At 37.0% G+C, this 23539-nt stretch carries 21 protein-coding genes; 4 read left to right on the top strand and 17 right to left on the bottom strand.

The genetic code is table 11. The features are described from left to right. Window positions 1-71 precede the first annotated feature (71 nt). From nagE to IGJ90_RS06575, 5 genes are all read right to left on the bottom strand, one after another. Entirely contained in the window at window positions 72-2069 is a 1998-nt protein-coding gene (gene nagE / locus IGJ90_RS06595) for an N-acetylglucosamine-specific PTS transporter subunit IIBC (protein ID WP_262120421.1), read from the bottom strand. A 36-nt stretch (window positions 2070-2105) separates the two neighbouring features. Next, entirely contained in the window at window positions 2106-2939 is an 834-nt protein-coding gene (locus IGJ90_RS06590; RefSeq protein ID WP_438767827.1) for a PRD domain-containing protein, read from the bottom strand. 309 nt (window positions 2940-3248) lie between these two features. Beyond that, window positions 3249-4901, bottom strand: coding sequence for a peptide ABC transporter substrate-binding protein (locus IGJ90_RS06585; protein WP_438767825.1), 1653 nt, complete (start codon window positions 4899-4901; stop codon window positions 3249-3251). A 17-nt stretch (window positions 4902-4918) separates the two neighbouring features. Continuing rightward, the gene (locus IGJ90_RS06580; protein ID WP_002366658.1) at window positions 4919-6295 is read right to left on the bottom strand and encodes a transglutaminase-like domain-containing protein; all 1377 of its coding nucleotides are present in this window, start codon (window positions 6293-6295) and stop codon (window positions 4919-4921) included. A gap of 16 nt (window positions 6296-6311) precedes the next feature. Continuing rightward, on the bottom strand, window positions 6312-7376 hold the full coding sequence (locus tag IGJ90_RS06575; protein WP_002360381.1) for a dipeptide epimerase: 1065 nt from the start codon (window positions 7374-7376) through the stop codon (window positions 6312-6314). 274 nt (window positions 7377-7650) lie between these two features. On the opposite strand from IGJ90_RS06575, the gene IGJ90_RS06570 reads away from it, so the two are divergent. After that, the gene (locus tag IGJ90_RS06570) at window positions 7651-7995 is read left to right on the top strand and encodes a metal-sulfur cluster assembly factor (RefSeq protein ID WP_002357660.1); all 345 of its coding nucleotides are present in this window, start codon (window positions 7651-7653) and stop codon (window positions 7993-7995) included. A 97-nt stretch (window positions 7996-8092) separates the two neighbouring features. On the opposite strand, the gene IGJ90_RS06565 is transcribed toward IGJ90_RS06570, so the two are convergent. After that, a complete protein-coding gene (locus IGJ90_RS06565; RefSeq protein WP_438767823.1) occupies window positions 8093-8632 on the bottom strand; it encodes a GNAT family N-acetyltransferase in 540 nt (179 codons plus the stop codon). 212 nt (window positions 8633-8844) lie between these two features. Beyond that, window positions 8845-9699 carry a hypothetical protein gene (locus tag IGJ90_RS06560; protein ID WP_002366656.1) on the bottom strand — a complete coding sequence of 285 codons (855 nt, stop codon included), beginning with the start codon at window positions 9697-9699 and terminating at the stop codon, window positions 8845-8847. Window positions 9700-9985: 286 nt separating this feature from the next. Here IGJ90_RS06560 and IGJ90_RS06555 point away from each other — a divergent pair, with 286 nt between their 5' ends. Then, window positions 9986-10519 (top strand): hypothetical protein, encoded by a 534-nt coding sequence (locus IGJ90_RS06555; RefSeq protein WP_002365632.1) that lies wholly within the window; start codon window positions 9986-9988, stop codon window positions 10517-10519. A 15-nt stretch (window positions 10520-10534) separates the two neighbouring features. Here the strand turns inward: IGJ90_RS06555 and IGJ90_RS06550 are convergent, their stop codons facing one another. Together IGJ90_RS06550 and lysA are read right to left on the bottom strand one after the other, a co-directional pair. After that, window positions 10535-11527: an alpha/beta hydrolase gene (locus IGJ90_RS06550; protein WP_002392399.1), complete on the bottom strand. Its 993-nt coding sequence runs from the start codon at window positions 11525-11527 to the stop codon at window positions 10535-10537. A gap of 145 nt (window positions 11528-11672) precedes the next feature. Further along, complete coding sequence (gene lysA / locus IGJ90_RS06545) at window positions 11673-12983, bottom strand: diaminopimelate decarboxylase (protein ID WP_002408527.1); 1311 nt, start codon at window positions 12981-12983, stop codon at window positions 11673-11675. A 197-nt stretch (window positions 12984-13180) separates the two neighbouring features. Between lysA and IGJ90_RS06540 the strand changes: the two genes are divergently transcribed. Together IGJ90_RS06540 and IGJ90_RS06535 are read left to right on the top strand one after the other, a co-directional pair. Next, entirely contained in the window at window positions 13181-15061 is a 1881-nt protein-coding gene (locus tag IGJ90_RS06540; RefSeq protein WP_002419301.1) for a fructose-bisphosphatase class III, read from the top strand. 154 nt (window positions 15062-15215) lie between these two features. Beyond that, on the top strand, window positions 15216-16103 hold the full coding sequence (locus IGJ90_RS06535; protein ID WP_002366651.1) for a serine hydrolase: 888 nt from the start codon (window positions 15216-15218) through the stop codon (window positions 16101-16103). A 110-nt stretch (window positions 16104-16213) separates the two neighbouring features. On the opposite strand, the gene IGJ90_RS06530 is transcribed toward IGJ90_RS06535, so the two are convergent. From IGJ90_RS06530 to IGJ90_RS06495, 8 genes are all read right to left on the bottom strand, one after another. Then, on the bottom strand, window positions 16214-17311 hold the full coding sequence (locus IGJ90_RS06530; RefSeq protein ID WP_438767820.1) for a hypothetical protein: 1098 nt from the start codon (window positions 17309-17311) through the stop codon (window positions 16214-16216). Then, window positions 17312-17821, bottom strand: a complete 510-nt coding sequence (locus IGJ90_RS06525; RefSeq protein WP_002366648.1) for an RNA polymerase sigma factor — start codon at window positions 17819-17821, stop codon at window positions 17312-17314. Window positions 17822-17958: 137 nt separating this feature from the next. Further along, window positions 17959-18348: a hypothetical protein gene (locus tag IGJ90_RS06520; protein ID WP_002357671.1), complete on the bottom strand. Its 390-nt coding sequence runs from the start codon at window positions 18346-18348 to the stop codon at window positions 17959-17961. A gap of 74 nt (window positions 18349-18422) precedes the next feature. Next, entirely contained in the window at window positions 18423-19058 is a 636-nt protein-coding gene (locus IGJ90_RS06515; protein WP_002357673.1) for a V-type ATP synthase subunit D, read from the bottom strand. A gap of 4 nt (window positions 19059-19062) precedes the next feature. After that, window positions 19063-20439, bottom strand: a complete 1377-nt coding sequence (locus tag IGJ90_RS06510) for a V-type ATP synthase subunit B (RefSeq protein ID WP_002357674.1) — start codon at window positions 20437-20439, stop codon at window positions 19063-19065. Next, window positions 20432-22213, bottom strand: coding sequence for a V-type ATP synthase subunit A (locus tag IGJ90_RS06505; RefSeq protein WP_002366646.1), 1782 nt, complete (start codon window positions 22211-22213; stop codon window positions 20432-20434). Before IGJ90_RS06505 ends, IGJ90_RS06510 begins: the two co-directional genes overlap by 8 nt. A 17-nt stretch (window positions 22214-22230) precedes the next feature. Further along, window positions 22231-22542 carry a V-type ATP synthase subunit F gene (locus IGJ90_RS06500; RefSeq protein WP_002357676.1) on the bottom strand — a complete coding sequence of 104 codons (312 nt, stop codon included), beginning with the start codon at window positions 22540-22542 and terminating at the stop codon, window positions 22231-22233. Next, the gene (locus IGJ90_RS06495; protein WP_002366645.1) at window positions 22532-23533 is read right to left on the bottom strand and encodes a V-type ATPase subunit; all 1002 of its coding nucleotides are present in this window, start codon (window positions 23531-23533) and stop codon (window positions 22532-22534) included. The genes IGJ90_RS06500 and IGJ90_RS06495 overlap by 11 nt, the downstream gene beginning before the upstream one ends. Window positions 23534-23539 lie beyond the last annotated feature (6 nt).

Here is a 23539-nt window from a genome sequence, read left to right as displayed (position 1 = left end):
ATAGAATAACAAGTAATTTTATCGAATTTCATCAAAAAAAGGGCTGCCTTGCGGCTAGCCCTTTTTTACTTTTATTTTACGGTAACATTTCCGATTACATCATTCATTGAAGTCGTTTGACCTGCTTTTTGTAAATCGTATTGAGCAACAATATCTTGATTTGTGAAAACAACAATTAAATCTGATTTTTTGCCAGCTTGTTCTAATGCCGCTAAATCAATGGTTGCAATTTTATCGCCTTGTTTTACAACTTGGCCTTCTTCAACATGTAATGTAAATGGTCCACCTTGTAACTCAACAGTATCTAGACCCATGTGTAATAATACTTCAATGCCTGAATCTGTTTGGATACCTAACGCATGTTTTGTTGGGAAAATGCTAGTAATTTTACCAGCAACGGGTGTTGAAACTTCGCCGTCTGTTGGTACGACAGCAAAACCGTCACCCATCATTTTTGCTGAGAAAACATCATCTGGTACTTCAGAAATAGGAATAACTTTCCCATTCGCTACAGAATATAATTCAGTTTCTTTTGTTGAAACTGGTGCTTTTTCTTCAACAACTGGTTGAGAAACGGGTGTTTCTTTGACTGGTGTTGCTGGCGCTTGGTGGTTATATAATCGTTGCATTTCGTCAGCAACAAATTGTACTTCCGTACCAACGATCACTTGGATATTGGTGTCATCAATGACTTTCACACCAGGAACCCCAGTTGCTTTAATTTTTGCTTGATCCACTTTGCCTGTATCTTTCACTGTTAAGCGTAAACGAGTTGTACAGTTATCAATAGAAGTTACATTAGCATCAGCGCCTAAACCATCATAAATACGACGAGCTAGAGAAGCGAATTTGTTGTCGCCGTCTGCAACATCTGGTGTTTCTTCGCCATCGCCTTCTTCGCGTCCTGGTGTCATTAAGTTAAACTTAGTGATTGCAAAACGGAAACCGAAGTAGTAAATTGCTGCAAAGACAAGTCCTTGAACCACCAACATCATTGGGTGATTTGCGACTGGGTTTTTCAAACTTAAGAAGAAGTCTACAAAACCTGCACTAAAGGCAAAGCCAGCTGTCCAATGCATAAACGCAGCGAATGCTAAAGAAATACCTGTAAAGACTGCATGCAAAACATATAAAGGCCAAGCAACGAACATAAATGAGAATTCTAAAGGTTCAGTAACGCCTGTAAAGAAAGCCGCAAAACCAGCAGCTAACATTAATGAAGCTGTAACTTTTTTCTTCTCAGGACGTGCACATTGATAAATAGCAAAAGCGCCTGCTGGTAAACCAAACATCATTACTGGGAAGAAACCAGCTTGATACATCCCTGTTTGTCCTACAATTGCTTTACCAGTATCTAACGCTTGTTGACCAGCTAAAAAGTTCCCAATATCATTGATACCAGCAACATCAAACCAGAAAACAGAATTCAAGGCATGGTGTAACCCTGTTGGAATTAATAGTCGGTTGAAGAAACCATACAAGCCAGCTCCTACGAAACCTAAGCTAGAGATTCCTTTACCAAAAGCAACTAATCCGTTATAAACAACTGGCCAGAAGAAGAATAAGACAGCTGAGATTGCTAACATCGAAATAGCTGACATAATAGGAACTAAACGTTTTCCACTAAAGAATGATAAAGCCATTGGCAATTTCACACCAGAGAAACGATTATACATTGCCGCGGCAACTAAACCAGCGACAATCCCGACAAAGACATTGTTGTCCATGCTGTTGAAGGCTGGGTTTACTTCAGCAATATCCTTGAAGCCTTTAATGGCTTGGATAGAAGCAGGCGCTAAAACAGTTTTTGGCACTAAATAAGCGACTAAACCAGCTAATGCTGCCGATCCATCTTTATCTTTTGACATTCCTAACGCTAAACCAACCGCAAATAATAATGCTAAGTTGTTTAAGATAGCCAAACCACCATTCATTAGAAAAGTTGTGGCTGGACTAGCGCCGATTGTTCCCACGATCCAGTTAGCAATACCGACTAATAAAGAAGCCGCCGGTAATACAGCAACTGGTAACATTAACGAACGTCCCATTCTTTGCATATACGCTTTCATTATACGTAACTCCTCACATAAACTATTTAATTTTTATTATTTGGTCATTCTTAATCGTTCAATGTGAATCGATAAATAACCAAGTTCTTCATTTGGTACTTGATAATGAAAATTTCTCATTAATAAGACTTGTACTTTTTTTGAGATTTCATAGCTTTCATCATACTTTTTCTTTACGACTTCCAAAATTTCTTCATCTAAAACAGCATATTGATTTTGTTGGAAGCGATGAATAAACAAACGTAAATGATTCACCAAACGTGAATAACTGAGACTATTTTTATCATCATGAATATCAATAGCCAATTCCTGCTCGATTAAATGAATAATTTCAGAAACGATTGTAACTTCACGGATACTTTTACTATTATCAGTACGCCCGCTGCGAGCACTATGGATATGAATTGCAATATATCCCGCTTCATCATAACTAAATGGAATCTCTAAGGTTTGTGTTAAATATTCTACAGCCCATTGAGCAATAGCAAATTCTTCACTATATAAAATCTCAATTTCACTTAAAAGCTTGTTCCGAACAATAATATTATTTTGAATATTTTCAGCTGCAAAAGCAATGTGATCACTCAACCCAATATTAATATGTTCATTCAACTTTTCACCCAATACCGTTTCAGCATGTTGGATAATTTCTTCACTCGCTAAAAAGTATTTGTCTTCAATTTGTGATAGCAATACTTGAAGTTTTTTCAGTCCTTCTGGCTCCATCACAAACATCCGCTCCACCAATTGTCGAGATAAGACATCATTTTTAGTCTTATTAAACCCGACGCCTTTACCGACAGCTACTTTCTCCTGTCCTTCGTCAAGAACAAGTACAGCATTTTGATTTAGCACCTTTTTAATTTTCATAAATGACCCTCTTCTGCAGAAGTAATTCTAACATTTTCAGTGAAAACAACAAAAAAAGCATAGAACAATCCCGTTAAACATGTTGCGTAACCATTGTACACCACATTGTATTACGAAATTCTTCCATGCCTAGTATTATCTAGTCACATGAAAACGCTATTCATTTGTTAACAGTGCTTATTCTAACGAGTATCATTATTTTTGTCAACCTTTTTCAATTATTTTTTTATTAATTGTTGACTATTAACAAAAAAGAAGCTCTTATCGGGAAAAAAGTACCTTCAGCTAAAGGTACTTTTGTTCACTAATTTATTCTTTATAGGCATACTTATATGTGCTCGTTGCACCGAAGTTATGATACTGAATGCCTTTGACACCTGGTCGTATAAGCTGACTACGGGCCTCTTGGTATAAAGGAATTAAAGCGGCATCTTCTTCCACCAATACTTTTTCAGCTTTAATTAATGTTTGCCAACGAGTTTCAGGATCATTTGCGTATTTAGTTGTTGCTTCTTCAATTAGTTGATCAAACGTTGGGCTAGAATAGTTCATACGGTTACCACTAACTGAGCTTTCTAAGAAAGTCATTGGATCCTGATAATCGGGTCCCCACATGCCAACAGACAATTCATAATCCCCTTTTCTCATTAATTCAATCGCATTATTTAAAGGAACTGTTTTGACATTAATAGTAAGACCTGGCAACGTTTCTTGTAACTGGCCTTGGATAAATTCAGCAACTTTTCGGTCACTATCACCATCTCTTGAAAGAAGTTCAATGGCTACATCTCCGTTTAGCTCTGCTTTTGCTTTATCTAAATACTCTTTGGCTTTTTTGGCGTCTGTTTTGACAAGGGCGCCTGCTTCTTGACGAAAATCTTCATTCGTTTCTGGGTTATATACAAATTTTTCTGGAATGTACCCATAAATTTCTTTTGAACCATCTGCTAAAATATTGTCGACTAAACTTTTTTTATCCAAAGCATAAGCTAAAGCTTTGCGGACATTCTCATTTGCAAAAATGGATGGTTTTTCGTTTCTTTTTTGGTTTAAACGTAAGGAATAGACTTTTGACCGTTCGATTGCTTCATAGTCTGGGTTGTCTCGATTTTGTTTAGCAAAATCTCCTGTTAAGACAGCCACATCTAATTCACCTGATTCGTACAAATTATAAACGGTATTGGTTTCTTTAAGAACTTCAAAATGAATCGTTTCTGATTTTACTTTTTCTTTATCGTAATAGTCGGGATTACGCACAAAATCCCACGACATCGCTGACTGATCCCAATTTTTCATTAAAAACGGACCATTAGATACAATCATTTCACTAGAAGTGCCATAGGCTTGTCCTTTTTCTTTCACGAATGCTTCGTTTTGTGGGAAAAATGGAGAAAATGCCAATAAGGACGTAAAATATGGTACAGGCTTTTCTAAAGTAACCTCTAAAGTATAATCATCAAGCGCTTTGACACCCAATTCCTCTGGTGCTTTTTCCTCTTTTGTAATAGCTGTTCCGTTCAGAATCGTTCCTTCTAACAAGAAAAAGTAATTGGCTTGGTTTTTTGGATTCGCTAATTTACGCCAAGCAAAAACGAAATCATTGGCTGTTACAGCATCACCATTAGACCACTGGCCATCTTCTCTTAGTTTAATGGTATATCGTTTGCCATCTTCAGAAATTTCTGGCATCTCTTTAGCGGCAGCAGGTATCAGTTGATCCTTCTCATCTAATTGATATAACCCTTCAAAAACATTGGACTGTGCGTTAATACTGGCTTCATCTTGTGTAAAAATAGAATCCATTGAACCGATTTCCGAGTTCTCCATTAAATTTAAAACTTTTTTCGAGACACTGGTTTTCTCAGTTGCTTTCTCGTCTATTTTTGTTTCTGCTGTTGTGCCACAACCTACCAAGACCGTACTAACAAATAACATAATCCCCATCATTTTTAACTTTTTCATACTATTCCCCCTATGTGTCAATCAAACGGCAACTCTTCCATGGAAAGCCGTTCTTGCGAAACTATCAAGCATGCGTAGGGCAAGCCCTCATTTTCGTACTCAAATTCTCCCCGCTGGTTGTCAATTGGGTCTGCACGCAATTGCATTTTTGCCGGCTGAAAGTCTGCCTGGATCTCACTATTTGCGACCATTCTAAAAACATCTAAATTGCCGAAATAATGATTCCACCGCTGTCTATCCCCGTCTCGGTAAGCACCTCCGCCAAAAGATAAATCCGCAAAGAGCCAGCCGTACGGTTCTATATAAAATTGTGCCCAATCATGACAGCCTGTATAATGTGTAGAAACATATAATCCCGATTGCCATTTGGCTGGTATCCCTGCAATCCGACAAAGCGTGATAAACAAAATCGCTTGCACGCCGCAGTCACCTTTTAAATTAGTTGCAGCATACTCTGAAATATTGGAAATTGTAAAATATTCACGCATGAAAGAATAATGAATCTTTGTCGTCACAAAGTCATAAATCAAGCGTGCCTTTTTTAAGGGATTACTTTCATCGCCCACAATCTCATCTGCTAAATTTCTTAAATAAGGCGTGAATCGAATATGCGGTAACTGTTCCTCTAAATCAAAGCTTGGTTGCATTTTGTCTACGTTATTTTCTTCTAACTGTTGGTAAACCATCCGATTAACATAACAATATTCAACTGTAAACGTTTGATTTTCTTTTAAGATTGTTTCAAAACACAGTGTTCGTTGAGGCGCATCTTCTGCCGCAATATAGGTTGCTTCAGGTGACGCAGCTAGGATTTCAATTTCTGATTGTTGTTGACACGCTTTGGGCAGCGGCAAATGGACACGAACACGCTCACCTGGACGCTCAAATTCTTTTTTCACCTGAATGGTGGCTTTAATTGTTGTTCTCACTTTTCTACCACCGTTTTTTTGCATTTGTTCGATGTTCTCTTTTAGTTCTTTTTTGCGGAGAATTTCTAATTGATTGCTTTCTGCTTCCCGCAAACGTGCAACATATGCCGCATTTGTTTTAATTAAATTGGCCAAAAATCGAAGTTGGAAATACGGTTCACCATCAATATAAACCCAGTCCACTAAACCCGTTTCTTTTAAACGAATTAATTCCTCTGTTTGATAATCCTGAAAAGTGTCTCTCATCATTTGATCAGCTTTTGCAAAGCTATGAGGATACTCATTCATACGCATCATTTTAATGACATCTTTTTCAATTATCAAACGTTCTTTTAATGCCTGCGGAAGTTCTTTTGTCAACCAAAAATCAATGGCAATATCCGCACTTGCAAAATCGCCAAATTCTTTCACCCTTTGAATTTCCTCAGGCAAAGGGACACTAAGATACTTTAAATCATACTTCATTTGCTTTACTCCTTTTTTAATGAGAAATGCCTAATCCAGCTGCTTCTCCTAATTCCAATAATGGTTTTGCTTCTAAGGATACGCCCCCAGTTACGGGCGCAGTTTCTAAACCGAATGTCGCATCTAAATCTGCTCGTGTGATATTCTTTTGAGCAGCAGCTAAATGGGCAGCAGCCGTGATGCCAATGGTTGTTTCTTCCGCCATGCAACCAATCATGCATTCGATGCCTGCTGTTTCACAAATCTGATTAATTTTCAGCGCTTCATGAATGCCGCCACACTTCATTAATTTTATATTGATAACATCGACTGTGCCTTTTTTAACTAATTCCAACGCATCTTGAGCATCAAAACAGCTTTCATCAGCCATAATTGTCGTATTAACTTGTGAAGTAACGTATTTTAGACCTTCTAAATCGCGTCTTTTAACTGGCTGTTCCACTAATTCAATTTGATAATCTGCTAATTCTTGAATCGCTTTAACTGCATCTTTGGGCGTCCAAGCCTGATTCGCATCTAAGCGGAGCTTGATATCAAAGCCAACTGCTTCACGAATCGCTTTTACTCTTGCGATATCAGCTTCAATTCCTGTTCCGACTTTAATTTTTAATGTATCAAAACCTAGTTTGACTTTTTCGACGGCTTTTTGTGCCATCACATTTGGTTCATCAATACCTAGTGTAATATCCGTTATTACTTGGTTATCATAGCCGCCTAACAATTGATAAAGAGGCAGTTGAGCTTTCTGACCCATCAAATCATAACAAGCAATATCGATTGCTGCTTTTGCCGCTGGAGCGAAAGCAGATATTTTATCCATCACTTCATGAATTTTCTCAATATTAAAGGGGTTTAAGCCAATGATTGCTTGGCCAAATAATTCGATCGTTTCAATCGTGCCAGCTAACGTTTCACCGGTAATAAAAATGCCTGGTCCTCCTTCTCCATATCCAACTAATCCCTCTTCTGTTTCAATTTCCACAATTGCACTATCCGCTGATTCTATCGTCCCCAAAGCGATCGTAAATGTTTCTTTCAGTTTAATTTTCGATGCCCTAACATGTACCTGCTTAATTTTCATAAAATCCTCCCTTTGATATTTTCAATTAACTGAAAATTCAGTTTTTAAAAATACCCAAAAATTAAATTTAGATTGTTATCGATCATTCTAAACTCATTGTTTTCTAATGTCAACAAAATAATGAGATTTTGATTAAAATAAAATGAATTTCGAATTTTATGAGCTTTTTTAATAAATCAGTAAATTCCATGACATGTGAGATACTTCTCATTTACAAACATTCTTAAAAAAGGTATGATAGTAAAGAGGCAACTTGCAAAGGAGTAGAAGACGAATGAGTGAACAACCTCAACAACGTTCAACCGAAGAAGTTGAAGCAATTAAAGAAGATATTTTAACTGCATTAGAAACAGTGATTGACCCTGAATTAGGCATCGATATTGTTAATTTAGGACTAATTTATGAAGTTGAATTTGCAGAAGAAACTGGTGATACTGTCATCAAAATGACCTTAACCACAATGGGTTGTCCGTTAGCAGATGTTTTAACAGAACAAATCCATGGTGTTTTAAAAGATATTCCTGAAGTGAATAATATCGAAGTAAAATTAGTCTGGTACCCTGCTTGGACAACGGATAAAATGAGCCGTTACGCACGAATTGCTTTGGGTATTCGCTAGTTATTTCGAGACTAATGATAAAAAACATATGAAAGAACCGATTGGTCCGTTCTTTCATATGTTTTTTTGTTTGTTTAATTTACTTATTTGAAAAAAACTACCTGATGCCATCAATACTTGGCTTTTTCCAAATTTTTGCTACTGGATGGAAGTCTAATAAAAACTGTAGCTGCGTTCCACCGAAGCCTGACGCTCCAGCAAACATGATATGAAAAGTGAGCCCTCTATCCATAATCAGATACCCTGTATCCAGCACGCCATTTCTTTCATAAAACTGATAACGTTTTTCTCTTTGGGCTTCATTCGCTGCATTTTTGCCAATTTCTTCACTCTCCAAAAGAACCCCCTTAGGATAACGTGTCTTCAATAACGCTAACACGGTTGAACCTAATCGTTGGTTTCGGTGGTGCTGATCAATTGCAAAGAAAAAGACATAGGTTGCTTCAGGTGCAATTTGACTATTTAACAAAATCCCCACGTTCTCATCCGCCTCTTGAATAACAAACAAATGAAATTTTCCTGCTTGAGAAGACGTCAATAATTGACCAAACGGCAGTCTCTCTTCTTCTGGAAAAGCTTCTATGTAGGTTGCTTCCCAATAGGCTTGATTTTCTTGATTTAATAATGTGAATTGCATAAAAGCTCCTTTCTAAAATGATTGCTTCGTACTAATAACTTTTGTTACGTACATAAGACCTAAAAATTATTTAAACATACGACTGGTTATCCCTATACGCAATTATTTTTTGATACTAATCTAGTAGTTTAATCGTTCTCTGTTCCTGAGTCAATAAAAGAGCACACGATTCGAGACTTTCAACGTTTAGTGAAAAGTCGATTCTTATTTCATTACAACCGATTCACTATTCGCTGCCCTCTTTTTTCTATTCGTTGATTTACTTGAACTAAATATTCATTTATCTCCTCTATATTCTGAGGTAAGATAAACGAGTCTTTTTTCAAATGATTTTTCCATAGCGCTATTGGTTGATACTGTTCATTTAAAAATGGTTGCATCTCATACGTATGAACGTAGCTTTCCCATGAATGAAACGAAGCTAAAAATATCGAAAGTTGTTCTAAAGAATAATCCCAATAATCTTTAAACGATAAGCTTCTTCCGCTGTTAAATCCTAGTGGAACTACTGTAATGTTTCCAATTGAATGGGTAAGTTCGGCAAAACGCTTTAATTGTGGGTCCTGATGGACTCGATCAAAGTTAGTAAAATTGTCGAGAAGAAATTCATTCCATGTATATTTTTTGGGTACAGGATTTGGTAAATAGCCAGGAAAAACTTGGTCAAAATAAGTTAAATATCGGTCCGAAATCACAGCCGATGTCCCGGAATCATGAGGCGGATACTTGCTATTTACTGCAAGCAAATTCTGTTCAGAAGGTTTTTCTAAATAGCTTTCTTGATTTTCCCCAATTACCTCCGCTGGTCTAAAGAAATCGGGATAAACAAGTTGTAACATAATTTTATACGTTGTCCAAAATGAGTTCATAATATCTTTGTGCACGGTCGCCTTCCCAGTTAACTTTAAAAAAACATCCTCCACAACCTCGTACTTTTCAATATGAACATTCGATGTTCTAGCTTTTAAAATATTTTTAACCGGCTGCTGGTGGTCATACTCTTGACCCAAAAGCAACTTCTTTAAATCATCTTTCGCTGAAATTGTCTTAACTGTAATCTCCGCCACTTTGAATAACTCCCATCCTACGATTTTCTCTATATTCTTTTATATTATTATACTAGAAAAACGCTCCCTCCTGCCCTTTTTTAATCAACAAATCAGCAATTAGAAAACACCAACGAAACAGAAGTGCAACACTAGCATGCGAAAAAATGCGATCGGCAACTTATTTTTTAGACACTCTGTGTGTTTCGTATAGTCGAGGCTGGTTGCGTGTATTTTTTTCAAGAAAATTGAGAACAGCTATGGTATAGTCAAAACTACGATTATTTCAAACACGGAGCGACAGTTTATGGAAATGTACCAAGTAATTAGATATTTTTTAAATGAAATGGAGAAAAAGATTTGGCATGCCTTGTTAACATTAGTACTTTTTTGTCTTTATATTTCCATTTTTGATGTTCCTTTTACAATTAAAAATACATTCATCGGCAGACTACTTTTCCCGAAAGCTTTTATGAATGCAGGAAGTGCGAATCTGATTTTTTATTTGATTAGTTTTTTTGGTTTTTTATGGTCGATTTTCATTTTTGCTTATCTATTGAATAAGACACGCCTCAAATTATTAAATAAAACCTTTCCTTATCTTTTGGAAATATTAGAAGTCTGTATTTTGCCTTTAGTGATTCTTTTTGCTTACATTTATATTTATTTGCGGGTCCATGGCGAAGGTTTCAGCTATATACGAGAATCTCTTTTACAGCAAGAGTTAACTTATTCAATGAAATGGTTCCTTTGCCTTGGTAGTTTGGCGCCGTTATTTTTCTTTTTAAGCACTTTAAATTTAGCTAAACGAGTCAGACAAAAAAAAGACATGGAATCATGAAAATCCATGTCTTTTTTAGTCGGATATTGTTTTTACCGCAGGACAGTTTTCTTCCAAAAATTCAAAAATACTACTGTAATAATTTTCAGGTTCGTAGACACTTGAAGATAAATGTGGTGCTTTAGCAACAATGAGACCTTTTTTTATCCCCTGAGTTGCCGCTAAATTTTCTTCAAACATTGTCATTGGAACAAAGCGATCACCTGTACCGTGAATAAAGAATGTGGGCAACGTATTTTTGTGTAATTGTCTCACGGAAGAAGCAGTTTTCAATTGAAAGCCATAGTTATTTAATGCTAATTGATTAGCAATCGTTAAAATAGGAAAAGCGGGTAAATGAAAAGATTCATGTAGGACATATTTAAATTCATCATAAACAGAAGTATAGCCACAATCCACTATTAATCCGCGGACATTCGTTGGTAACTTTTCACCACTTGCCATCATGACAGTAGCCGCTCCCATGGAACCGCCCACTAAAATAATTTCTGCTTCCATATCAATGGCAAGAACTTCACTAATCCAACTTAATAAATCTAACCGATCCAGCCATCCCATCCCAATTTTATTCCCTGAACTTTTCCCGTGCGCACGCAAATCGGGAACTAAAACATTGTAGCCTTCTTCTGCAAAACGTAATGCAGTATATGCCATATCGCGTTTTCCGTTTGAACGATAACCATGCACACAAATCGCCCAACGATGGTTATCTGGATAAGGAATAAAGCACCGTGCATACAATGTTTCATCTTTAATTTTCAACCAACGATCTTCAGCAAAAGACTCTGTCCAAAAAGCTTCGCCTTCTTGTTTTTGTTGTTCTTCTATTTTAGTATATCTTGTTTCTCGTTCTTGAAAATTATCAGGATTTAATAACCGATGCCCTTTTTTATGATACCAAGGGTTGTCTTTAAGCAACGCAATTTTCAAAAAATAATTGGCAATGTAAACAGAAAAAACAACGCCAATCATTGCAAAAATGATCAGTAACCCGAGGAGCCATTTCATCTGCAAATCACACCCTCTTCTAAAGTATTTCCTTCTTCATTTAATATACTATGGATTTTTCATTTCTGAAAGAAATCACCCTTACATTTTGTTATTTTTTGAAAAAAAACAGCCGTCTCAAAAAGAGGCGGCTACTTTTAATCTATCAACAATCCAACGTTGTCATATCTTCATATGTCTCACGGCGAGCAACTAATTTTGCTTGTCCATCTTCGACAAAAACCACCGCTGGTCGAGGATTTCGGTTGTAATTACTTGCCATTGAATAACCGTAAGCCCCCGTACTACTAATGGCCAATAAATCCCCTGCTTTAACTTCTGGCAATAAAACATCTCGAAGTAAGACATCTCCTGATTCGCAATATTTACCAACCACTGTGACTTTCTTGACTGAATCATGCCCATCACGATTCGCTAGAAAACCATCATAAACCGCTTGATACAAAGCAGGCCGTATATTATCACCCATGCCACCATCTACGGAAACAAAATGACGAACACCAGGAACCTCTTTTTGCGCGCCAACTGTATATATCGTTGTGCCCGCTTCGGCAATTAAACTGCGGCCTGGTTCAATCCAAAGCTCAGGCAGTGGATACCCTAATTGTTCACAATGACCTTTCAAGGAATAAACAATTTTTTCAACAAATGTTGCTGGTGCTAATGGCTCATCTTGCTGCGTGTACTGCACACCAAAACCACCACCCATATTTAAAACACGTGCTGTAAATTGATGGACTTGCCGCCAGTCTTCTAAAATAGTGAACATTTTTTCAACAGCAGCTAAAAAGCCTTCCACAGCAAAAATTTGCGAGCCAATATGGCAATGGACCCCTTGCACATCAAAAGAGGGATTTGATAAAAGGCGAACAAGCGCTTCTGTTGCCTGGCCACTTGCAACATCAAAACCAAATTTTGAATCTTCTTGGCCTGTCAAAATGTAATCATGTGTTTCTGCATCCACGCCAGGACTCACCCGAAAAAGAACTTTTTGTGTTTGGTTTCGTGTAGCTAATAATTCTTCCAACAAGTCAATTTCGTAAAAATTATCAATGACAATTGTACCTATTTTGTTATCCAAGGCGTAACGTAATTCCTCAGGGGTTTTGTTATTTCCATGGAACTCAATTTCCGCTGGCTCCATGCCCCCTTTTAAAGCTGTGAATAGTTCTCCACCAGAGACAACATCACAAGCAATATCTTCTTCCTTTAACACTTGATAAATAGCTAAACAACTAAATGCTTTACTTGCATAAACCACTTTATTTTTGATACCTAATTGATTTAACGTTTGTTTAAAACCACGTGCTTGTGCGCGAATATGAGCGACATCATAGACAAATAACGGCGTCCCGAATTTTTGCGCCAACTTTACGGTGTCACAACCACCGATTTCTAAATGATTTTCCCGATTCATTTTTGCTGTACCAAATAACATGTTTTCCCGCCCCTTCATTTTGTTTTATTAAAAATCATAGCATAAAACCCAGTAGCTTCCTATAATTTTCCACATTTTTCTCTGACTTTCTCCTGTTGCTTTTTTTCGCCAAATAGCCTACAATAATTGGCATACGAATAAAAAACCTTTATTATCAAGACTTTAATCTTTTAAATCAAAATTGGTATATACGAAAAAGAAAGAAGGCAGATGACTTGGCTACACTGAACCGCGATCAACAAATTGAAGAAATTATTAATTTGGAAGCAATTTTGAATTTACCGAAAGGAACAGAACATTTTGTCAGTGATTTACATGGTGAATTTGAAGCTTTTGACCATATTTTAAGAAATGGTTCTGGGCGAATCCGAGAAAAAGTTCAATTTTTATTTAAACAAGAATTAAATGCCCATCAGATGGACGAGCTTTGTTTTATTATCTACTATCCAGAAGAAAAATTAACACTTTTAGAAAATGAAAGCGCCCTCTCTTATGAATGGTGGCTATTAACGATTCGCCGTCTGGTTGAAATCGTCCGTTCTTCTTCGATGAAGTACACACGTTCTAAAGTTCGCAAAGCCCTTCCTGAAACCTATGGGTATATTCTCGAAGAATTGATTTATCAATATGATGAAACAACAACCAAAAACGGTTACTATCAACAAATTATTGAAAAAATTATTTTACTAGGTGAAGCCAAACGTTTCGTGACAGAATTAGCTTATCTAATCCAACGTCTGATTATTGATCACCTACATGTTATTGGGGATATCTATGATCGGGGGCCAGCACCAGATAAAATTATGGACCGATTAATGTCCTATCACTCCTTGGATATTCAACTAGGCAATCACGATATGATTTGGCTGGCTGCTTATAGTGGTTCACTGGCTTGTTTAGCCAATGTAGTGCGTATTTGTGCTCGCTATGGAAATTTAGATTTGTTAGAAGAACGTTATGCTATCGATTTAACCGCCTTAAAAAAATTTAGTTTAGAAACGTATAAAGAAAATCCTGCTTTTGCACCCAAGAAAAATCCCTATCGTGCGTTAACTGAAGCTGAAAAACAAGTAGCGATGCGTGTGCAACAAGCCATTGCCATTATTCAAGAAAAACTAGAAGGGCAAATTATTGGTCGACGCCCTGATTTTAACTTGGCACATCGGCTACGCTTAGATAAGATTCAAGGGGAAACTATTACTTTTGACGAATGTCGTTATACATTAATTAACAGCTGTTTCCAAACCGTTTCTGAAGAGCAGCCTTACCAATTAACACGTGAGGAAAAACAGATAATTGATGATTTATTAACGCAATTTCAGTCTTCGCCGCGGTTAACAAAACACATGCGCTTTCTAATGGAAAAAGCTTCTCTTTACCTTGTGTATAATCAAAATTTATTGATTCATGGCTGTCTGCCTCTGAATGCGGACGGTACTTTTCAAGCTTATACATTTAAAGGCCACTCCTATTCAGGAAAAGCTTTAGTTGACTTCTTTCAGGAAATGTTAGAAGAAGCTTACGCTCAGCCTGCTATTACAGATGACTATGCGACAGATTGTTTATGGTATCTTTGGTGTGGCGAAGGCTCCTCATTATTTGGCAAACGAGCTATGAAAACCTTTGAGCGTTATTTTCTCGCTGAAAAAGAAACACATCATGAAGAAAAGAATCCTTACTACTCTTTGCGTGATACGGTTGAAGTTTGTGAAAGAATCCTAGATGAATTTGAAGTGACTGGTGAAAATCGACATATCATTAATGGCCATACACCAGTTAAACGAACAAAAGGCGAATCGCCAATCAAAGCAAATGGCACGCTTCTCGTAATTGACGGCGGCTTTTCAAAATCTTATCAGACAATTACTGGAATTGCTGGTTATACATTGTTGTACAACTCGTTCGGGTTACAACTGACCGCGCATAAATCTTTTTCTAGTAAAGAAACAGCCATTTTAAATAATCAAGACATTCATTCCATCAAACAAGTCATCGATCGCCCCTTACAGCGGCTATTAGTGAAAGATACCACTATCGGCAAAGAGCTATTAAAGCAATCGCAAGCACTCCAAAAACAAATGAAACAAAACCAGTAGTGCCGTTAAAAAGACGCTTGCGCTCTTATCCGAAAAATGATTAAATGGAGGAGTTGAGAAAAATATCTATTAGAGAAACGGAAAGGGTTTTACATTGAAGAAACAGCAACTCTCACTTTACGGCACCATTTTCTTTCTTTGCTTTTTCCTAATTGTGGGCTTCTTCTTCTCAAGTCGTGGCGAAGATTATGCCAAAGAATCTGAACAAAAAGTTACAATTGATTCCGCCAAACATGAGAAGCATACGAAAGACAAGGAAGAAAATAATTCAGCAAATACAGTATTTTTTGATAAAATAAATGACCTGCTCGTCGCTTCTGTCAAAGAATTTGAAGGAACGGTCGGGATTAGTTATTTGGATTTAGAAACTGGCGAACAGCGTTCCGTGAATGGCCAACATGAATTTTATACAGCTAGTACTATTAAAGTGCCCCTGACGATGCTAGTCGCCGACACGGTTGCTTCTGGTCAAAAAAAATGGACAGACCTGATTCCCTATAACGCCGAAGAAGATTATGAAGAAGGAACTGGGATCATTGCCTATAATATCCAACCAGAATATCCATTAAAAACGTTACAAGAATATGCCATCACCTATTCTGATAATATCGCTAAAAATATGCTCTATGACACATTGGGTGGTGATGCAAAAGCAAAACGAGAAATGTATCAGCGTTATTTGCACAAGTCACCTTCGATTGAAGAACCACAATTTTCTTCGGAAGATGCGCTAGTTATTCTACAAAGATTATATACTGAAAAAGCAACAAAACCAGATTACCAAGCGATTTATGATTCTATGAAACAAAGTGTTTTCCATGAAAGAATGGAAACTCCCACAACTCAAGGAAAAGTTGCTCATAAAATTGGTTCCTATGATGAATTTATTCATGATATGGGGATTTTAGAAACACCTCACCCCTTTGCTTTAGCAATTTTTACTAAAGGACCTGATAATGCTAAGAGTGCTGCGTTTATTGCTTCAGTGACAGATAAGTTATGGCAATTACAGGTGTCTGAATATCCTAATGATAACCATTGATAATGAAAATAAAAGCATCTTTTTTTAATGACAACGCTCAATAAAAAAGATGCTTTTTTTAGTAGTTATATTAATTAAAATATTTGTATTTCCCATAACCTTTTTAGCAATTATTTCTGAGTATTTTTTAACTCCAACGAACCTAATTCTTTTCCTGCTGCATCATCTTCATAAGAATTTCTAACGATTACTTTATATAATGACTTATGATCCAAACTACTTAAGTCAAAAGAAATGTTAATTGTAGCATCTTCCCCTTTATTAAAGCCACTACCAATTTGACGTGCAATAGGTATCTCAAGACCGTTTTTATAAACTGAAATTAGAATCTCACGACTTTTTTTATTTTTTTCTGGATTTGGAATGTCCATAATCAGCGTAGTTTGAAGCGCATCACTTTGGGCCTTAATATTTTTAATTTTTTTCACGTTTTTAATGCTAGGTATCGTTTCTTTCATAATGGGTTGGTAAGGAATTTTAAACGTCCAATCGCCTTGATACTCTAATTCATTCTCAACACTAAAAGATCGGCTACTTGCTTTGATTGCTTCTTTTAATTCATTATCATGCTGTTCTTGATCTTCCCAAGCTAATCGGTAGATATGGAGCGTTAATTGATCTTGACTAACAAGTTTTTGCTTATTGAAAGTTGAAATCACTGAACCATAAAAAACATCCTTCTCAATTCTATATAACGATGTTGAACTTACACCCCCAAATAAATCTTCTTTGCTTCCTTCTCTAAATAACCCTAGTTGAATATCTTGAGAATAATTATTTCTAGCGATTTTTTTCTGTAATAACTCTTTTAATTTTTGATCTTTAATCTTAAATTGATAATCAAACGCCATTTTATTTTTTGTCGATACAAATTTTGTTAATACGATTTCTCGCTCATTTTGTACACTCCGCAATTCTAGTTTTGTTGGAACACCAGAAGATTCTACTGTTTGAACACCTGTATCTTGACTAATCCCCAATACCTCTTCTATGGCACGTCCAATGGGTGTTTTTACTATCAAAGTAAAAGTGGTAGCAATACTAATTAGCCCTATAATTAAATGTTTACGCGATATCTTTTTCTTTGGCTGTCTGTATTGTTTTATTTCTCCCATTAATATCTTAGTTCTTTGTATATTTAAACGTTCCACTGTTTCTAAAGGCATCTTTTTTTCATATTTTAATATATCACTTCGTTTTCTATCCATTTACCATGTCTCCTTTAAATATGTCCTTAATTTTTTTCGACCACGAGAAAGACGAATTTTGATGGTATTTGTTGAAACATCAAGTTGCTGAGCGATTTCTTTTATACTAAAGCCAACATAATAGTACATAACTAGCGGAACGCGATAATTATCAGGTAATTTATGTAATCCTTTATCCAAATCATATAAATCATCAAAAGCAGAAACAGAAGAATAAGTATCCATCCAGTGAGTTGTTTTCTGCTTTTCTCTAAAAATATTTTGAACTTGGTTTAACATTATTTTAAAAATCCATGAATTAAACGCATGTTCATTTTTTAATGTTGTTATTTTTTCCCATGCACATAGTTCAGTTTCTTGTAAACAATCAGCAACGTCGACTTCGTTTAATAGCATTTTATATGCAGCATTGTATAAAACTGTTTCATATTTTTGACAAAGGTGAACAAATGCTTGTCCATCTCCTTTTTTTGCTTTCTGAACTAATTTTTTTGTTGAAATTTTATCCATAAAACACCTCTTTTCATTTAACTAACTATTAGACGTTAAGTATCTGTAAAAGGTTTCATATTTTTATAAAAAAATATCTGGGACAAAAGTCATTTTGACCACTGTCCCAGATACTAAAATCCACAATGAGTAGCTGGCTACTTTACAGACAACAACTTCGTAAAACGTTCTGCCAACATTTGGTGGGCATCAATTTTTTTGGTTCCTTGTGCTTTTGCTGCAAAACTAGCAAAGTTTAAGCCGGCCCCAAATAGTTGTAACGCACCGTTGCCTAAATCTCCCTTTTTAAGAGCTTCAAGCCCATCTTCGATAAATTGGTTACTTTCATCTAAATGACACTCAGGAAGATATTTCACGCCGTGATGATATCGTTTTACATTCAGAATGATTTGCTTCGCGGCTTCTTCTGAAATAGCCGCTCCCAAGTTTAACAGCAGCTCATTGATTGGTTCCACCAAGCGAGCATAGTCACTTTCGTATTTTTGACAATTCAATGCAATCGCTTTGCGGCGTTCTTCATTTTTCATTTTTTCCACTCCCTTTTTTATTAAAAACGAGCACGAAAGCTACCAACTGGCTTCGCACTCGTTTTTTCTAACCATTAATTTTCTTTGTTCATGCTTTTAATTTTAATTAGACGTGTAATTTCGCCACGTTCATTTTCTTCTAATTTCATTTGAATGTAGTAAATTGTTTCTTCTAATTGTGGAATCGTCATATACTCTAAGGCGTTGACACGACGACGCGTTTTTTCAATTTCTTTTGATAATAATTGGCACGTCTTTTCAACATTTGCAAGTGCTAATAATTTCGGTAAAATGCTTGAAATTTTAGCAAAAGCTTGATCAAGCTCGCTGTTTGAATTCACATAGCCATAATCTAAGGGTGCTTCTTGAACAGATTCATCGTAATCAAAAATCATTTTAGGAACTGGCACACTTAAGATGTTCTGTTCAATAATTTCTAATTCAACTTTTTCGGCTGGAATTGCCACTAACTCTTCAATAAAGGCTTCGTTCAACGTTGCGTTTGCCAATACAAAATTTGATAACGCATCCGTCACTTCTTGTTCAACCTGAATACGTAACTCATTGTTTTCTTTGACTAGCGCAATAAACCGTCGCATCAATTCATCTTGTTTGTCTTTCAGCAACTTATGACCTCTCGTGGCCGTAGTTAACTGTTTTTTCAATCGGGAAAGTTCCATACGGGTTGGATTAACATTTAATCGAGCCATTTTTCTACTTCCCTTCAGTTAAATATTGATCGAGCATATCCTCTTTAATTCGTTTTAGTTCTGTTCTCGGTAGCATACTTAATAGTTCCCACCCAAGATCTAACGTTTCTTCAATCGAACGGTTTGTATCGAATCCTTGGTTGACATATTCTTCTTCAAAACGTTGGGCAAAAGCTGCGTAAATTTTATCGACATCGGAAAGAGCTGATTCTCCTAAAATGACAGCTAATTCTTTGGCTTGTTTCCCTTGTGCATAGGCTGAGAACAATTGATTCATCGTCGCTGCGTGATCCCCGCGCGTTTTGCCTTCGCCAGTTCCTTTGTCTTTGAGACGGGAAAGTGATGGCAATACATCAATTGGTGGTTGGATACCGCTCTTATATAGTTCCCGGGACAAGATAATTTGCCCTTCTGTAATATAGCCAGTTAAATCGGGAATTGGATGTGTTTTATCCTCCTCTGGCATTGTTAAAATAGGAATCTGTGTTACGGAACCTTTTGAGCCACGAATTCGGCCTGCTCGTTCATACAACGTTGCTAAGTTCGTGTAAAGATAACCCGGGTAACCACGACGTCCGGGAACTTCACGGCGTGCTGCTGAAATTTCTCGCAACGCTTCGCAATAATTGGTCATATCCGTCATGATAACTAAGACATGCATGCCCTTTTCATAAGCTAAATATTCAGCGGCTGTCAAAGCCATTCTAGGCGTTGCAATCCGTTCAATGGCTGGATCATTCGCTAAGTTCATAAATAAGACTGAACGATCAATTGCGCCTGTTTGACGGAAATCTTCCATAAAATATTCCGCTTCTTCAAAGGTAATCCCAATGGCCGCAAAAACTACGGCAAATTCTTCTTCACTATTTAACACGTTGGCTTGTCTGGCAATTTGTGCCGCTAATTCTTTATGAGGTAAGCCAGATGCTGAAAAAACAGGTAATTTTTGACCACGAACTAAGGTATTTAAATGGTCAATCGCTGAAATCCCTGTTTGGATGAACTCATCGGGATAATCACGAGCGACTGGATTGATAACTTCGCCGTTAATATCTAATTTTTTCTCAGGTAATAATTCTGGTCCATTATCTTTTAAGCGACCTAAGCCGTCAAAAACGCGCCCCATCATATCTGGTGAAACCCCTAATTCTAAAGGATGTCCCAGAAAGCGAACTTTTGAATCACGAATATTGATGTTACTCGTTCCTTCAAATATTTGGACCATCGCTTTATCTCCATTGATTTCTAAAACTTGCCCTTGGCGAATTTCGCCATTTTGCATGCGTACTTCAATTAATTCTTCGTACTTTACGCCTGCCACTTTTTCAACAATCATCAGAGGACCAACGACTTCATTGATTGTGCGATATTCTTTAATCATTCGTCATTCCTCCTTCAGCAATGATTTCTTTTATCGTTGTTTTAATTTCTGCTTGTAAACGATCCAATTTCTCTAATTCTTCTTCTGGTAAATACTTGCTACGAGCAATGCGATCACGGATTTCAACTGTTCCCGCCATTAACTCAGAGAAATAAGTGCCTAAACTTAAGGCTTTTTGACCTTCTTCACCAAAAGTTAAAATCAATTGCAACATTTTCGCTTGTTTTGTTCGAGAAGTGAACGTATCCACGTCATCAAAAGCATTTTGTTGCAAATAGTCTTCCCGTAATGATTTGGCTGTTTCCAACGTTAAACGGTCTTTATCCGACAAGGAATCAATCCCAACCAAGCGAACAATTTCTTCCAGTTGAGATTCCTCTTGTAAAATCCGCATCCCTTCAGCTACCATAGCGGCCCAGTTTCCTTGCAATTCCAAGTCTAAATATTGCCCTACTTCTGTGGAGTAAAGAGAATAACTTTGCAACCAGTTAATAGAAGGAAAATGACGTTTTTGTGCTAACTGGGAATCTAAGCCCCAGAATACTTTAACAACGCGTAACGTATTTTGGGTGACAGGTTCTGATATGTCCCCACCAGATGGCGAAACCGCACTAATCGCCGTAATGCTTCCTTCACGATGATCTTTTCCTAACGCGATGACTTGTCCTGCTCGTTCATAATATTCAGCTAAGCGGCTACCTAAATAGGCTGGATAGCCTTCATCACCAGGCATTTCTTCTAACCGGCCACTCATTTCTCGTAACGCTTCTGCCCAACGAGAAGTAGAATCCGCCATAATTGCGACTGAGTAACCCATATCACGAAAATATTCTGCAATGGTAATCCCTGTATAAATCGAGGCTTCCCGTGCCGCTACCGGCATATTTGACGTATTCGCAATTAAAATCGTCCGATTCATCAAAGACTCACCAGTTGTTGGATCAATTAATTCTGGAAATTCATTTAAAACATCTGTCATTTCATTCCCGCGTTCCCCGCAACCAACGTAAACGACTAAGTCGACATCGGCCCACTTAGCAATTTGGTGCTGAACGACTGTTTTTCCAGCGCCAAATGGTCCTGGAACTGCTGCCGCTCCGCCTTTCGTAATTGGGAAAAAGGTATCAATTACGCGTTGTCCGGTCACCATTGGTACTTTGGGACTTAGTTTTTCTAAAATGGGACGTCCCCGCCGAACGGGCCATTTTTGCATCATGCTAAAACTTTCCGTTCCTTTAGCCGTTTTCACTGAGTAAACTGTTTCATCAATGACAAAGTCACCTGCTTTAATTTCGACAATCGTTCCTGAAACGCCGAAAGGCACCATAATTTTATGTTGAATAATCGCTGTTTCTTGAACCACACCGACGATGTCACCTGCCGACACTTCTTCACCAACTGCCACAGTCGGTTCAAACGTCCATTTTTTCTCACGATCTAACGCATCAATTTTAACGCCACGGCCTAAAAAGTTACTGTGGGTTACTTCTTGAAATGTATCCAATGGTCGTTGAATACCATCAAACATTTCGGCAATTAAACCTGGGGCTAATTCAACAGATAATGGTTCTCCTGTTGAAATAACTGGTTCTCCTGGTCCAATGCCTGTTGTTTCTTCATATACTTGAATCGAAGCGACGTCGCCTCGCATTTCAATAATCTCTCCGATAACGCCTAAATCTCCTACATGACAAATGTCTTGGATACTAGCATCTGACATGTTTTCAGCTAAAATCAAAGGACCTGAAACTTTGACAATTTTTCCAATTTGCACGCTCATTCTCCTTTGCATTATAAAATATTTTGTCCAATTGCTTTTTCAACATTTTTTTCAATCTCACTTAAACCGATTCCGATTGTACCATTATGACTTGGGATTAAAATAATCGCTGGTGTCACTTGTTCTTTGTATCGTTCAATCGTTTCTTCTGCTAAAGTAGAGGCTTCTTCCGTTATGAAAATGACCCCAAACTTATTTTTTGCCATAGTTTCAATGGCTTCTCTAACTTGCATTTCTGAAATGGCATGATGGACCTCAAAGCCAAACAGTTTAAATGGTAAGATTGAATTTTTGTCTCCAATGACACCAATTTTATACCCCATTGACTTTTCGCATCCTTTCTCGAATTTTTTCATTTGAGAACCCACTATGTTTTCCGACCAAAATTAAACGTAGATTTTTCCATTCAACCTCTTTCGCATTCAAAAAGGCTAGTAATGGGAGCGGCCCAAAAGCAACCGTTCGACCGTTTTCATACATTGAGGTCAGGTAATCATCTTTGAGTTTTTCAAAAGCCAATAAATTTAATTCATTGGTTTCTTTATTGATAATCTTTTCTAATAGTTGTCCGTAATTCGTTGTTCTGACAAATGCTGTAAATTCTACAAGTGACTTTTCCGCATAGGTCAACAGTTCTTTCTTTGAGATACTGCCAGCGCTAGAAAGCACGGTTGATAAAAAGTTACTGTTTTGATGTTGAACAATCCCTCTAGCCATCGTTGATAGATTGGTTAAATCAATAAAAGCGATGACTTCCTTCGTTAACTCTTCATAGCCCAATTCATCCGCTAATTTTCGCTGTTGCTGTAAAAATGCTCGATCATAAAGGATATCAATTGCTTGTGGCAAACCGCCTTCTTCCAGATAGGCAAAAACATCACGGATCACTTCTAATAATGCTGGCTCAAGTTCGGAAGAGTTTTTTGTATGAATGGCACTTTTGACTGTGTTTAGAGAATAACGACCATCCTCTAAATAAAGATAATCAAAATCTTTACCTGTTTGCTCAGCTTTCGTCAAAATTTTCAAGTTATGGAAGGTAAAACGCATCGTATACAACGTTACTACAGCTGGTTCTGGAGCCATTTCATATAACCAGCGATAAAGATTTCCCAGCGCTTCAGAAGAATGGTAGTCAAATTTTTCTTCAAAAGTTTCGGTTAAATAAGGTTGATAAACCGTACTTTTTAACATATTTTTAACGTCTTCAACTGTTTCCGCTTCTAAAAGTTGTTGAAACTGTTGCTCAGAAAGCAGCTCCGTTTCTTTTAAACGAATCAGCGGATTAATTTGATGATACGTTGGTTTTCTCATGCTACG

Origin of the sequence: Enterococcus sp. AZ129, from assembly GCF_051714505.1 — a bacterium.
Taxonomy (GTDB): domain Bacteria; phylum Bacillota; class Bacilli; order Lactobacillales; family Enterococcaceae; genus Enterococcus; species Enterococcus faecalis.
The sequence above is the reverse complement of the archived record's forward strand: the minus strand, read 5'-3'. Positions and strand labels throughout refer to the sequence as shown.

Coding starts and splice junctions, on each gene's coding strand:
- nagE (WP_262120421.1), bottom strand. CDS start 2,069: ATGAAAGCGTATATGCAAAGAATGGGACGTTCGTTAATGTTACCAGTT.
- IGJ90_RS06590 (WP_438767827.1), bottom strand. CDS start 2,939: ATGAAAATTAAAAAGGTGCTAAATCAAAATGCTGTACTTGTTCTTGAC.
- IGJ90_RS06585 (WP_438767825.1), bottom strand. CDS start 4,901: ATGAAAAAGTTAAAAATGATGGGGATTATGTTATTTGTTAGTACGGTC.
- IGJ90_RS06580 (WP_002366658.1), bottom strand. CDS start 6,295: ATGAAGTATGATTTAAAGTATCTTAGTGTCCCTTTGCCTGAGGAAATT.
- IGJ90_RS06575 (WP_002360381.1), bottom strand. CDS start 7,376: ATGAAAATTAAGCAGGTACATGTTAGGGCATCGAAAATTAAACTGAAA.
- IGJ90_RS06570 (WP_002357660.1), top strand. CDS start 7,651: ATGAGTGAACAACCTCAACAACGTTCAACCGAAGAAGTTGAAGCAATT.
- IGJ90_RS06565 (WP_438767823.1), bottom strand. CDS start 8,632: ATGCAATTCACATTATTAAATCAAGAAAATCAAGCCTATTGGGAAGCA.
- IGJ90_RS06555 (WP_002365632.1), top strand. CDS start 9,986: ATGGAAATGTACCAAGTAATTAGATATTTTTTAAATGAAATGGAGAAA.
- IGJ90_RS06550 (WP_002392399.1), bottom strand. CDS start 11,527: ATGAAATGGCTCCTCGGGTTACTGATCATTTTTGCAATGATTGGCGTT.
- lysA (WP_002408527.1), bottom strand. CDS start 12,983: ATGAAGGGGCGGGAAAACATGTTATTTGGTACAGCAAAAATGAATCGG.
- IGJ90_RS06530 (WP_438767820.1), bottom strand. CDS start 17,311: ATGGATAGAAAACGAAGTGATATATTAAAATATGAAAAAAAGATGCCT.
- IGJ90_RS06525 (WP_002366648.1), bottom strand. CDS start 17,821: ATGGATAAAATTTCAACAAAAAAATTAGTTCAGAAAGCAAAAAAAGGA.
- IGJ90_RS06520 (WP_002357671.1), bottom strand. CDS start 18,348: ATGAAAAATGAAGAACGCCGCAAAGCGATTGCATTGAATTGTCAAAAA.
- IGJ90_RS06515 (WP_002357673.1), bottom strand. CDS start 19,058: ATGGCTCGATTAAATGTTAATCCAACCCGTATGGAACTTTCCCGATTG.
- IGJ90_RS06510 (WP_002357674.1), bottom strand. CDS start 20,439: ATGATTAAAGAATATCGCACAATCAATGAAGTCGTTGGTCCTCTGATG.
- IGJ90_RS06500 (WP_002357676.1), bottom strand. CDS start 22,542: ATGGGGTATAAAATTGGTGTCATTGGAGACAAAAATTCAATCTTACCA.
- IGJ90_RS06495 (WP_002366645.1), bottom strand. CDS start 23,533: ATGAGAAAACCAACGTATCATCAAATTAATCCGCTGATTCGTTTAAAA.